Origin of the sequence: Pseudomonas sp. NY15356 (genome assembly GCF_048068175.1) — a bacterium.
GTDB lineage: Bacteria > Pseudomonadota > Gammaproteobacteria > Pseudomonadales > Pseudomonadaceae > Aquipseudomonas > Aquipseudomonas putida_K.
Genome location: NZ_JBLUPW010000010.1, coordinates 98,073 through 110,228, shown reverse-complemented (window position 1 = coordinate 110,228; position 12,156 = coordinate 98,073). Strand labels below are relative to the sequence as shown.

Annotated in this window: 11 protein-coding genes; 4 read left to right on the top strand and 7 right to left on the bottom strand. The window is 64.8% G+C overall.

What is annotated here, in order from left to right; all coding sequences use genetic code 11:
- Nucleotides 1-12 precede the first annotated feature (12 nt).
- The 4 genes from ACNFCI_RS10805 to ACNFCI_RS10790 form a co-directional block, all read right to left on the bottom strand.
- Nucleotides 13-2,313, bottom strand: a complete 2,301-nt coding sequence (locus ACNFCI_RS10805) for a CHASE2 domain-containing protein (RefSeq protein WP_368828885.1) — start codon at nucleotides 2,311-2,313, stop codon at nucleotides 13-15.
- An 18-nt stretch (nucleotides 2,314-2,331) separates the two neighbouring features.
- Nucleotides 2,332-3,348, bottom strand: a complete 1,017-nt coding sequence (locus ACNFCI_RS10800; protein WP_324814377.1) for a FecR family protein — start codon at nucleotides 3,346-3,348, stop codon at nucleotides 2,332-2,334.
- A 162-nt stretch (nucleotides 3,349-3,510) separates the two neighbouring features.
- On the bottom strand, nucleotides 3,511-4,200 hold the full coding sequence (aqpZ, locus tag ACNFCI_RS10795) for an aquaporin Z (protein WP_368828886.1): 690 nt from the start codon (nucleotides 4,198-4,200) through the stop codon (nucleotides 3,511-3,513).
- A 338-nt stretch (nucleotides 4,201-4,538) separates the two neighbouring features.
- The gene (locus ACNFCI_RS10790; protein WP_324814382.1) at nucleotides 4,539-4,802 is read right to left on the bottom strand and encodes a hypothetical protein; all 264 of its coding nucleotides are present in this window, start codon (nucleotides 4,800-4,802) and stop codon (nucleotides 4,539-4,541) included.
- Nucleotides 4,803-4,980: 178 nt separating this feature from the next.
- Between ACNFCI_RS10790 and ACNFCI_RS10785 the strand changes: the two genes are divergently transcribed.
- Nucleotides 4,981-5,697 (top strand): response regulator transcription factor, encoded by a 717-nt coding sequence (locus ACNFCI_RS10785; RefSeq protein ID WP_084858052.1) that lies wholly within the window; start codon nucleotides 4,981-4,983, stop codon nucleotides 5,695-5,697.
- A gap of 3 nt (nucleotides 5,698-5,700) precedes the next feature.
- Here the strand turns inward: ACNFCI_RS10785 and ACNFCI_RS10780 are convergent, their stop codons facing one another.
- The 3 genes from ACNFCI_RS10780 to ACNFCI_RS10770 all read right to left on the bottom strand — a co-directional run bounded on the left by ACNFCI_RS10780 (nucleotide 5,701) and on the right by ACNFCI_RS10770 (nucleotide 7,619).
- Nucleotides 5,701-5,931, bottom strand: coding sequence for a hypothetical protein (locus ACNFCI_RS10780; protein WP_084858051.1), 231 nt, complete (start codon nucleotides 5,929-5,931; stop codon nucleotides 5,701-5,703).
- 323 nt (nucleotides 5,932-6,254) lie between these two features.
- Nucleotides 6,255-6,614: a hypothetical protein gene (locus ACNFCI_RS10775; protein ID WP_368828887.1), complete on the bottom strand. Its 360-nt coding sequence runs from the start codon at nucleotides 6,612-6,614 to the stop codon at nucleotides 6,255-6,257.
- A 90-nt stretch (nucleotides 6,615-6,704) separates the two neighbouring features.
- A complete protein-coding gene (locus ACNFCI_RS10770; RefSeq protein WP_368828888.1) occupies nucleotides 6,705-7,619 on the bottom strand; it encodes a LysR family transcriptional regulator in 915 nt (304 codons plus the stop codon).
- 206 nt (nucleotides 7,620-7,825) lie between these two features.
- On the opposite strand from ACNFCI_RS10770, the gene ACNFCI_RS10765 reads away from it, so the two are divergent.
- From ACNFCI_RS10765 to ACNFCI_RS10755, 3 genes are all read left to right on the top strand, one after another.
- A complete protein-coding gene (locus tag ACNFCI_RS10765; RefSeq protein ID WP_368828889.1) occupies nucleotides 7,826-8,842 on the top strand; it encodes a zinc-dependent alcohol dehydrogenase family protein in 1,017 nt (338 codons plus the stop codon).
- A 562-nt stretch (nucleotides 8,843-9,404) separates the two neighbouring features.
- Entirely contained in the window at nucleotides 9,405-10,781 is a 1,377-nt protein-coding gene (locus tag ACNFCI_RS10760) for a hypothetical protein (protein ID WP_368828890.1), read from the top strand.
- The gene (locus tag ACNFCI_RS10755; RefSeq protein WP_368828891.1) at nucleotides 10,781-12,142 is read left to right on the top strand and encodes an aminotransferase class I/II-fold pyridoxal phosphate-dependent enzyme; all 1,362 of its coding nucleotides are present in this window, start codon (nucleotides 10,781-10,783) and stop codon (nucleotides 12,140-12,142) included. The genes ACNFCI_RS10760 and ACNFCI_RS10755 overlap by 1 nt, the downstream gene beginning before the upstream one ends.
- The last annotated feature ends 14 nt before the right edge of the window (nucleotides 12,143-12,156 follow it).

The window sequence follows — 12,156 nt, the reverse complement described above, 5'->3', positions numbered from 1 at the left end:
AGGTGTCGCGATTCAGTGCTCACCCTGTAGCAGGGGCAGGCGAATGACGAACGTCGTGCCCTGGCCGACCTGGCTCTGGCAGCCGATCTCGCCGCCATGGCGGTCGACCACGGTCTTCACCATCGCCAGGCCCAAGCCGAGGCCGTTGCTGCCCTCGGCTGACGTCAAGCGCTGGTAGGGGGCGAACAGGCGCGGCAGCTCCTGCGCCGCGATACCTTTGCCCTGGTCGGTGATCCGGCAGGCCAGCCAGTCACCTTGCAAATGGATAGCCAGGGTGATGCGTGTGCCTGCCGGGCTGTATTTGACGGCGTTTTCCAGCAGGTTGAACAGTGCCCGGGTGAGCAGGCCGGGGTCGGCCCAGACCATCGGCTCCTGTGTATCGTCCCAGTCGCGCTGCAGGTCGATGTGTTTGTGCTGCGCCAGCGGCCAGAGCTGGTCGGTGGCATCCATCGCCAGCATGGTGAACATGCACGGTTCGAAGTGGTAGGCGTCGGACTCGGCCTTGGACAGTTGCACGAAGGCGTCGGTCAAGCCCAAGGCACGCTGGACCTGCTGCGCGATCTGCCGGTAGACCTGCAGCTCGTTCTGGTCCCTGGCGGGATGGACATCGAGCAGGGCGAGGATCGCCGAGTGGGGTGCGCGCAGGTCATGGGAGAGAAAACGCAGCAGGGCGGCGCGCTGGCGTTCGGCGTCACGTTCAGCGCTCAGGTCGATCAGGCTGACCAACCAACCAATGGCGGTTTCGCTGTGCACCGGCAGCAGGCGTGCCAGGTGGACCTGCAGGTCGCGCTCGCGGTGGTCATGGAATTCGACCGCTTCCAGGGTTTCCAGGGCCGGGCGCGCACCGCCCGCGAGGCTCGGGTGGCCGAGATCGGCCAGGCGTTCGCGCAGTTCATCGCCGCGCAGTGGCTGCCCGAACAGCTCGCGCGCCTTGCGGTTGGCCAGCAGGATCTGGCCTTCTGGGTCGCAGATCAGCGTCGCCACCGGCAGGCCTTCCAGGCCGTCGGCCATGAACCGGCGGGCGTCGCGGGTGCGGCTGATCGCCTGTTCCAAGGCGGCGATGCGGTTTTGCAGCGGGTCGTTGCCCGGCATCGGCGGGGCGGCCCGCTCGGGAAGTACCTTGGGCTCTTGGTCCAGGCGCGCCAGCTCCCAGCCGAAATAGGCGACCACTGCGTTCAGCCGGCGCCAGCTCCAGACCAGGTAGGCCAGCAGCAGGCCGACCAAGGTGGCCAGCGGCGACCACCACCACCCATTGAGCAGCAAGGCCCAAGAGCCCCCCAGGGCGAGCGCCGCGCAGGCCAAGGCCAGGGCCAGCGCATGGCGCGAGCGGAACAGCATCAGGCCCAGGAGCAGGGCGACGCCAGCGGCGCTGAGCAGGGCGCCCAGCCAGGGTGGCAGGTCGATGCTGGTGCGCTGTTGCAGGAGGCCGTTGAGGATGTTCGCCTGGATCTCCACGCCTGGCGTGGTGCCCAGGCTGGCTGAGAGCGGGGTGACGTAGCGGTCGCCGAGCCCCGGCGCGGAGGCACCGATCAGCACCAGGCGGTCGCGCAGCAGTTCGTTGGGCACCTCGCCGCGCAACACACTGACGTACGACACGCTGGGGAAGCCCGCGCCGGCGTCGATGAAGGGAATACGGATGGCGTGGTCGCGCTGCCAGCCGGGCAGGTTGCGCATGGTGTCCAGCCCCGGCATGCCGGCTTCGTGGTTGCCGGCGAAGGCCTGCCAGGCGAGCAGGGGGCGCGGCGCCCCAAGCGGCCCTTCGCGCAGGTAGACGCTGCGCAGGGTGCCATCGCTGTCGGCTTCGACATTGATATGACCGATACCCGCCGCGCACTGCGTCAGTGTCTGGGTGGGCGGTATTTCCCGCGGCGGCTCGCCATGACGCGGGATGCTTTCGCGCAGCAGCGGCAGCAGCACGTTGCCTGCCCGGCACAGCGATTGCGCCAGTTGACGGTCCTCGTCCGGGTTGCTGGAAGGTTCGCTGAAGATCACATCGAACAGCACGCTGCGCGCACCAGCGGTGGTCAGGCGGTCCAGCAGTTCGGCGTGCACGCTGCGTGGCCAGGGCCAGCGGCCGAGGCTCTGCAGGCTGCGGTCGTCGATGTTGACGATGAGGATGCGGGGGTCGACCGCCAACGGTGTGAGGCTGCGCAGGCGATCATAGAGCAGGTTGTTCAGCGACAGGTGGGTGGCGAGCGAGAGCAGTGCGGTGAGCGGCACCAGCAACAGGCTGACCAGCAACCATTCGCGCACCAGGCTGTGGAACAGGCGCTGCGCCTGGCTGGGCTCGTCCTGGCGGGCGAACGGTTTCATCGGCGCAGCTCCGATCCTTTATTGCGCATCGCTGCGCCGGGGGTAGTAGAGAATATCGTAGACGCTGGTTTGGCCTTCCAGGCCCTCGCTGTCGAAGGCCGAAAGGCGCACATGGTAGAACGCAGCCTCGAGGTCGCTGAAGCTGACCTGCGGCGTGCTCGAGAAGCGCTCCTGCTGGATATGCAGGAAGTCCGGGTCGCTGGCCACCTGGGCGCGGTAGCGCTTGGCGCCCTGGACCGGTGCCAGGTACAGCGTCCACTGGCGCGACTGGCCGTGTTCGCCGCCTTGGCCGCGCAACTGCGGGGCGGGCAGCAGGTCGACCGGGGTCAGCTTGCCTTGTGCCTTGATCTTCAAGCCACGGCGGGCGTCGAGCAGCACGTCGTCGGGCTCTGCGCGGGCCTGTGGCAGCTTGCGGGGCGGGCGCTTGCCGGCGACCGGCAGGTCGTCGTTGGTCAAGTCGCGGTTGACCGCGACGCGCCCGTCGAGGACTTCGGCCAAGGCCTGTCGGTCTTCGATGCGTGCGCGGAAATGGGTACCGCGCACGCCCAGCACGCCGACCGGCGTCAGCACTTGGAAGCGGTCGTGGTCGCTGATTCTTTTCAGGACATAGGATTCGACCTGACCCGCGCGCAGGGCGACTTGCGCGATTCCTTTCTGTTCATCGAGGTGCAGGGTGACGTGCGAGCTCGATGGCAGGACGATGCGGCTGCCATCGCCGAGCAGCAGGCTGACGAAGGCGGTAGGGGAGGTTTTCACGCCCTCCTGCTCGTCGATGGCCATGCCTTCTTCGAGCGGGGTCTGGTTACCTTTGGCGTCGACCTTCCAGGCATCGCCTGCAAGGTACAGCACGCTCGCGGGCAGCGGCTGGGGCAGGCACGCCTGGCCCAGTTCGATGTACGGCGGCCGTTCGGTCTTGGCCGGGGTGGCCGGTGCAGGGCCGGCGAGCAGCGCCAGCAGGCCGCCGAACGCCAGGGCGAGGCAGGCAGGGCGCAGCGGCAGGGAAACAAGGTTCGAAGCAAAGAGGAGGGCAGTCATGGGCTTCACTGGGCAGCGGGTCAGGTATCGCTGGCGATCCGGTCAGGTTGCAATCTGCCTGATCGAGCGCCGGTTTCGCAATCCTTGCAGCACCATCGGGCGCACGAAGCGCCCTCAGCCTTCTCTGGCAATTGCGCCTGGCGCAGTGCCAGGCGCATCGGCTCAATCGTTCTTGTCGCCGACCAGGCGGTAGGCCAGGGCACCGAGCACGGCCCCCAGGATCGGCGCGACCCAGAACAGCCACAGCTGGGCGATGGCCCAGTCACCGACGTACAGCGCCACCGCGGTGCTGCGTGCCGGGTTCACCGAGGTGTTGGTGACCGGGATGCTGATCAGGTGGATCAGGGTCAGGGTCAGGCCGATGGCGATCGGTGCAAAGCCCTGGGGCGCACGCTTGGAGGTGGCGCCAAGGATGATCAGCAGGAACAGTGCAGTCAGTACTACCTCGCTGATCAGCGCCGCCTGCAGCGCATAACCACCTGGGGAGTGCTCGCCGTAGCCGTTGGAGGCGAAGCCGGCAGCCAGGTCGAAGCCGGCCTTGCCGCTGGCGATCAGGTACAGCACGCCCCCGGCGGCGAGGCCGCCGAGCACCTGGGCGACGATGTAGGGCAGCAGTTGGCTGGCGGGGAAGCGTCCGCCGACCCACAGGCCAATGGACACGGCCGGGTTCAGGTGCGCGCCGGAGATCGAGCCGATGGCATAGGCCATGGTCAGTACGCTGAGGCCGAAGGCCAGGGCGACGCCGAGGTAGCCGATACCCAGTTCCGGTACACCGGCGGCGAGGACGGCGCTGCCGCAACCGCCCAGTACCAGCCAGAAAGTGCCGAAGAACTCGGCTCCGTATGCTTTCATGATGAGGTCCTTGTCAGATCCAGAGGTGAAACGCGCAACGCGTCATCAGTGGTTGGAATGGCTCGGGAGGGGAAGAGGAGATGACACGTCCTTGTGTCGGAGCCGGCCCAGGGAGGAAGCGGCTCGGTTGCCTGGGGCGATCATCCTTTATCGGCCCTGACCCGGGTTCGAGTTGCCTCGTCCCGTTGGTGAAGTAGGTTTACACATCCGTGTGTCGGGGCCGTCCATTTGCCCCTCGTCCTGCTCAACGGTTGGCAATCTACCAAGCGGGCTTCAACTGCTGCGGGATTTGCCATATTTCTTCAGATTCTTTCGCTGATATTTCAGATTCGGCCGATTCAAAATACCCAGCGCGGGTCATCCTGCACGCTGACAGCGCCGCTGACTTCCCATAGGTCGCCACGCACATGGGGGCGGGTGTCGAGACCCAGCGGGGCGGCGAAGGCGGGGCTGGCAGTGCCTTGGCCGACCACCGACGCCAAGGCGGGCGCCTGCGTATGGCTGCTCGAGCCGATGCCCAGGAGCAAGGCCATGCAGGAAACCGCGGCGAGGGCTCGCAGGTTGATGTCACGCATACGTTGACGAATTGGCCGAGAACCCATGGCTGTTGCTCCTTGAACGGTCAGGCCGGTGCTGTATCTGGCCCGATGGCGATTTGAGATCAGGCTATCAAGGGCTGGTTGCGACCCGCCTGATCCGCCACAATTCTTCAGATTCGTGATCCACCGTTCATGGAGCGAAAACAGGGCGCTGGCCCATTGGAACAGGACAAGTTTTTTCATGCGTATCGCGATACTGGACGATGAGCCGGCCGAACTGGATCGGGTCGAGCACACCCTGCAGCAGATACCCGCGCACGGCGAACAAGCCTGGGTCGTGCATCGCTTCATGCGTGGCGAGGACCTGCTCAGGCAACTGAAGCGGGAAACCTTCGACCTCTTGGTGCTCGACTGGCAGTTGCCAGATGTGAGCGGCCTGCAAGTACTGCGCTGGAGCCGCGAGCACCTCGACGCACCGCCGCCGGTGATCATGCTGACCAGCCGTGACACCGAGCAGGACATCGTGCAGGCGCTGAACTGCGGGGCCGACGACTACGTCAGCAAGCCGTTCCGGCCCAACGAACTGAAAGCACGGGTGGGGGCCGTGCTGCGCCGCCATGCGCCGACACGTCCGGCGCAAAATGAAGTACAGACCTTCAACGATCTGCGTTTCGATGATGCCGAGCTGACCGTGACCCGCGCCGGCGCACCGATCAACCTGACCGAACGGGAGTACCGCCTGGCCCGCTGCCTGTTCGCCAATCTGGGCCGCCCATTGTCGCGTGAGTACCTCTACGAGCGTTTCTGGCCCCACGAAGAAGTGCTCTCCTCACGGCCACTGGATACGCATATCTATCGCCTGCGCAACAAGCTCGGGTTGAGTGCCGAGCGCGGTTGGCAATTGCTGACCATCTACGGATACGGCTATCGGCTGGAGCGCGTGGCGGCGGGCGAGTGAGCGTCAGGCACGAAGCGTCAGGAAGATCGTCGAGGGCTCCTGCCCATCGTCTGGTGGCCGGCCACCGGCATTGGCTTTCTGCGCCCGCTGTAGCGTGATGGCGTTGGCGATTTCCGTGCGAGATTCGATGCCCCGTGCCACGGCGCCTACCGAACGATCTCCGCAGCCCAGCAGCGAGCAGCCGTTGTTGATGAACACGAAGAACGCAATCACCCAGAATGACCCGGCGCTCACGATGCCAGCCCCTGGGTATTGGCGGCCAACGCGACGAGGACGAGCAGGGTGTAGCCTAGGATCGCCAGGTAGGCGCCTTGCTTGAGTGAGTGGAGAAGGGTCGTGCCCATGGTGGTGGCTCCGGGTTTCGCTTGTGGAGCCAAGGGTGATGCAAAGGCAGGTTGAGAAAAAACAATCTGGAGCGATTCAAACTATCGACTTGCTTGATTATTGAGCGGGATTATCGGGGCGATAGATATCGGTGCGCAGGGATGGTCATCGAAGGGCTGGCCAAAGAAGCATTGCTGACCTCGATGAAGAACAAATGGCTGGCCGATTGATCCTCAGGGCCCACTTGGCTTCTTCTCGAATGCAGCCTCCAGAGCCTGTTCGATCTCGGCGAGCATGCATGCGGTGCCGGCCCCCACTACCGCCGTACGCCTGGCGCAGTCGACAACAACCTCCAGCGCAGCAGGACGATGGTCGCCTGGAAACTTGCGAAGCACGAGATGCACGACCGCATCGCTGTGCCAAGTGACGTGGTCCATGGACCAACGAGGGTCGGCGAACGCGAAGATGACAACCTGAGTATGCGCTTCGAGGAGCGTTGGCACATACACCCATTGGGTATTGCGCGCTTCCCAGGCTTCGACCCTGACCGCGAACATGCCGCCCGGAGCGGTGATCGTTTCTATTTCTTCCATGCCGACTCTTTCCATTCAATAGGCACCTTCAACCCGTTGCATCGAGCGGCTTCAATCGATCAGGTCGTAGATCCGCTGGGCCGATGAGTCTCAGAGGCTGTCAGGATCGCCAAAGAACATCTGTATCCGCGACCGCAACCACCGCTCCGCCGGGTCATTGTCCTGGGCGCCGCGCCAGGCCATGTGCAGCTCGAAGCTGCGTACCTCCAGGGGCAATTCCTCGGCGCGCAAGCCGCCGGCGGCGGTCAGGGCGTCGGCGGTGTAGTCGGGGACGGTGGCGACGATGTCGGTGCCGGCCAGCAGGCTGCCCAGGCCGTTGAACTGCGGTACGGCCAGGACCACGTGGCGCTTGCGGCCGATTTCGTCCAGGGCTTCGTCGATGAAGCCGGAAAGGTCGCCCGCGAACGACACCAACGCATGGGGGCGGGCGCAGAAGTCATCCAGGCTGATGGCGCCGGGCATGCTGTCGGCGCGCAGCAGTTTGGGCTTGCTGCGGCGCAGCACCTTGCGCTTGGCGTTGGCTGGCAACTCATTGGTGTAGCTGACGCCGACCGAAATCTCGCCCGAGGCCAGCAGCGTGGGCATCAGCAGGTAATTGACCCGGCGCACCACCAGCACGATGCCCGGCGCCTCGGCGCGGATGCGCTTGAGCAACTGTGGCAGCAGGGCGAATTCGGCATCGTCGGACAAACCGATGCGAAACACCGAGGTACTGGTGGCAGGGTCGAACTCGGCGGCGCGGCTGACGGCGGTGGAGATCGAGTCCAGCGCCGGGGAGAGCAGAGCGAAGATCTCGTGGGCGCGGGCCGAGGGTTCCATGCTGCGCCCGGTGCGCACGAACAGCGGGTCGTCGAACAGGTTGCGCAGGCGCGACAAGGCAGCGCTGATGGCCGGCTGGCCAAGGAACAGCTTCTCGGCTGCACGGGTCACGCTGCGCTCGTGCATGAGCGTCTCGAACACGATCAGCAGGTTCAGGTCTACGCGACGCAGGTCGTTACGGTTCATCGATACGCTTCGCCTTGAAGGGGGCAGGGGTGAATCTTAAGGCCAAAGGCTGTTACCCTGCACCGATTTCCGGGTGCCAATGCAGGGAAATGCCAGGGGCCCAATCGATGACAGGCATGTCGACTATTAACAGCCACTGATGGTCTAACGGCAAAAGCCCGGATAAAGTCCGTGGTAATACGAGATTCACACAGGCGAGGTATGCGATGTCCCGCATGATCCGTTTCCACAAGTTCGGCGCGGCCGATGTGCTCCGTTGCGAGGAGCAGGCCGAGCCGTCCCCAGCGGCGGGCGAGGTGCAGATCCGCGTCGAGGCGATCGGCGTCAGTTGGTACGACGTGCTGTGGCGGCAGAACCTGGCGCCGTCCCAAGCGCGCCTGCCGGCGGGTATCGGCCATGAGATGGCCGGTGTGGTGATGGCGGTCGGCGAAGGTGTCGAAGACATTGCGGTCGGTGACCGTGTGGCCAGTTTCCCGGCTACCAGCCCCAACGACCACCCCGTCTACGGCGATGTCATCGTCCTGCCGCGCACGGCCATCACCCGCTATCCTGACGTGCTCACGCCCATCGAGGCCAGCGTCCATTACACCCCGCTGCTGATCGCCTATTTCGCCTATGTCGACCTGGCCCGGGCCAAGGCCGGGCAGACGGCCTTGGTGACCGATGCCAGCCACTGCGCGGGCCCTGCGTTCGTGCAATTGGGCAAGGCGCTGGGCCTTAGGGTATTCGCCGCCACCAAGGACCCGGAGCAGCGCGAGTACCTGCTGGGCCTGGGCGCCGAAAAGGTGATCGTCACCGAGGAGCAGGACCTGCTCATGCAGGTCGGCAAATACACCGATGGCCGGGGTGTGGATATGGTCCTCGACGGTATGGGCGGGCCGCAGATGTCGCTGCTGGGCGACGTCCTGGCCCCGCGCGGCAGCCTGGTGCTGTATGGCCTGCAAGGCGGCAACCAGACGCCGTTCCCGGCGTGTGCTGCGTTCCAGAAGAACATCCAGTTCTACGTGCATTGCATCAGCAACTTCACCGGCAAGCCGGAGCTGGGAATCTGCCAGGACCAGGTGGCGCTGCAGCGCGCGCTGCGCGATATAAACCAGTTCACGGCCGACCAACTGCTGACGCCACAGATCGTCAAGGTGTATCCGTTCGATCAGGTGGTCGAGGCCCATCGCTACATGGACGATTGCCCTTGTGGTGGGCGGATCGTACTGACGATGGTGTGATCCGTCCGTAGCGCCGTGTCTATCCAAGGCCATTGGCGTCACCTCCCGACTGCCTATGAAGCCGCTCCGCAGTGCGACGACACTGCGGGAGCGGCTTTTTAGCTGATACATGATGTACTTCTCGTGAATATCAGAATATTCCTACGCAACTAAAGCTAATATCTGACAACTTTTTTTAAGTTGAAATTTATGGCGTGAAGTTTTGCCAGGCAGCGAGGGGGTATTTCGATGAGATTCGCGCTGGTCGTTATTAAAGTCCGACGTCGCTGAATGGTTTTTTTACCAGGATCTGTATCTTTTATTCGTACCGCAACTTTCGATAATGAAGCCGTGTCAGTGATTGCAAGGAGCAGAGCATGTGCTTGGGACGGCTTGTGTACAGGGGCGGGAAGGTTCGGGGCTGGTCGGTGTGGCCAACAGGGCCCAATGGAATGGTGTTTTTCGATAGGTCTTGCGTTATTTCCCAAGTGTCTGTGGGAAAAGTCTGCAAAGTAAAAAGTGTACGCGCTTGCAGTCAATACTTGTCGTGGATGCGACGCACTGAAGGACAAGGAGTTATTCAATGAGCAGCCTACATGACCAAGCCATGCACTCAATCTACCAACAGGTGTTGGAGCGCGTTAACGCGCATATGCCACGGGCGCAGCAAGCCTCGTTGCAACTGTTGGTCCACCGGCTGGAAATGGCCGCCGGCGGGCGGGAATACCTCGACCGGTTCCGGTTGTTGATGGTGCTGGGTGGCGACCGGTGTAGTGCCCAACTGCTGGCCTGCGTGCGTGCGGCCCAGTTGAACCTGGCCTTGCGCTACGGCATCACGTTCCGCCTGCGCGTAGTGGTGGCGTGCCTGCCGGGCATGGACGCCAAGACGCTGCAGCGGCACGATCAGCGCTTCAGTGCACTGGTCATGCAGGACGATCCGCGGGTGGAACTGCTCATGGTCGAGGACGACCAGTTGGTGCCGTTCAGTTACCGTCAACCGGAGATCGCGGCGCAGTGGTCGGGAGCGCGTGAAGCCATGCTGCTGTTCGGCCACCTTGCCGAGGCGGCGCCTGCCGCGCTGTTGGGCGCCCGCCTGCACCTGCAGTTGGCCGATGCCCTGCGCCTGGCGCTCGCCTGCACCGATGGCGTCGACACCCTGGTGACGGCGTGGTCGGGCCGCCAGCGTCGCCGATTCCTGGCGTGGGGGCGTCGGATCCTGCGTCTTGCGAAGCAGCCGGGCCTGGACACCGTCGATCGCTGCGCGGCCGCGCTGCTGGAGGGGCTGGGGCGGTTGCAGATGGTGCTCGGGACGCCCACCGGGCGCTTCGTCAGCGCCCCGGCGCTGGCGCGTGAACATAGCGTCAACGTCCTGACCGTCGACGACCTGCTGCCCCGCTCGGCCGGCATGGGTGGCCTGGATGGCATGCTGGGCCTTGCGGACGGTCCGGGCACTGCCAAGGAGAACACGCTCGAACCTTACCTTGTGCGGAACTTGTGCACGCTCAAGGCCCGGCTGCGCGCGGATGAAGGCCAGGATGCACGCTTGTCGCTCAAGGGCACGCGACTGGCCTGGTGGCTGCGGGCGCAGCAGCAGGTACGGGCGCCGTTTCTGCAGGCCCATGGGTTGAACGAGGCTCAACTGGCTTGCCTGCTGTTTGCGCCTTTTGCCGATCATGGCCGGGACCTTGCGTATTTCTTGCAGCGTTGTCATCCCTGCATGCAGGTTGCCTTGCCGTATCTGCACAAAGCACTGCAGGGCAAGGCATGCCCCGAGGCAGTCAAGCGCTGGCTGGTGGATACCAGCGGCCTCAGCCTGACGCAGCTCCAGGCGATCTACGCCGGGCGGCTTGGCGCTCCTGTCCGGCGGGTATTGGCCAACCTGGCGCGGCGCGACATCGACCTGCGACTGGTGCCACGCGCTTCACCCCCCGCTGCGACGGTGCGCCAGGCGGCGCTCTGATGGGGCGCTGCGGGCGAGGCGAGTTCGCCTACCAGGCCGTGTGTCGCTACATTGAAGCGCTCATCAACCAGGCCGACCCCACCGAGGAGGGTCGCTTGCCCTCGTTGCGAGACCTGGCGGCACGTCTGAAGGTATCGCTGGCCACCGTGCAGAATGCCTACAGCCTGCTGGAGCATCAGGGGCGGGTACGGTCGGTTCCCAAGTCTGGCTATTTCGTGGCGTTCGACGCCAGGGAGCGCGAACAATCGGCCTGGCCACGGTCGCGGCCGGCGTTCGCGTTACCGATGGCAACCCCCATGGCGCTCGAGCGAGCCTTGTTCGCCCAGGAACGGCGGCTATCCCGTCAATCAGGGCCCTCGAGCTGGCGTTCAGGCAAGGGCGCATTGCTGCGTCACGTGCTCGCTGCCCGTTACACGCGTTCCTCCGGGCACAGCTGGAATGCCGAGCATGTTCATCTGGCAACGGATGTGCAGGCGTTGCTGGTGACGTTGCTGCGGGCCTTGCGCTTGCAGGGGGCGACCGCCGTGGTGACCACGCCGTGCTGCCGGCGCCTGCTCGAGGCGCTGCGCTGGGCCGGGATGCGGGTCCTTGAAGTGCCGACGGGCGATGACGGCGCGTTGGACCTGGACCGTCTGGCGCAGTTGCTCGCCTGTGAGCTCGTGCGCCTGGTGGTGCTGCCGTCCTGCCTTGCCGTGCCCTTGGGGCGCAGGGTCTCGCTTTCCGAGCAGCAGGCTGTCGCCCAGCTGCTCGCCGACCACCCGGCCTGGTTGCTCGAAAACGACCTGGACAGCGAGCATTGTTTTGGCGAGCCGCCAGCCATGCATCTTCGCGATGGGGTCGACATCGGCCGGCTGTTGGTGCTGGGGTCGTTGGAAGCCACGGTAGGTGCTGAAGGGCCTTACGCCTACCTACTCTGCCGTCAGAGGGATGTGGAGGAGGCCATCGACCGTCGTGGCTTCCTGATTCCGCCATTGCGCCAGCAAGCTATCGCCCAAATCTATGCCAAAGGGGAGGTGGAGGCGTGGTTGCCGCGCATGCGTAGCGAGCTGCAGGCATCCATGGACCATTTGTTTCTACAGGTCGAGTCATGCCTGGGGGGCAGGTTGGTGGTTGCCAGGCCCGAGGGTGGCCGGGTGCTATGGGGCCGCTTGAGGCAACCGGTGAATCATGGCCATGCGCAGGTGGCCGTGGCCGGCACGGGATTGACGATCACACCCGGGGAACGGTTCAGCCTGCAGGGAAACCATATGGGGTATGTAGCCCTGACGTGGCAGGGCGCTCCCTGGGAGGGATTGGAGCAGGCGCTGCACCGGCTGGACCGGGCCTTGGCGCGACCGCCGGCTGATGACGTAGCTGGGTGACCGCCGATCCGGGG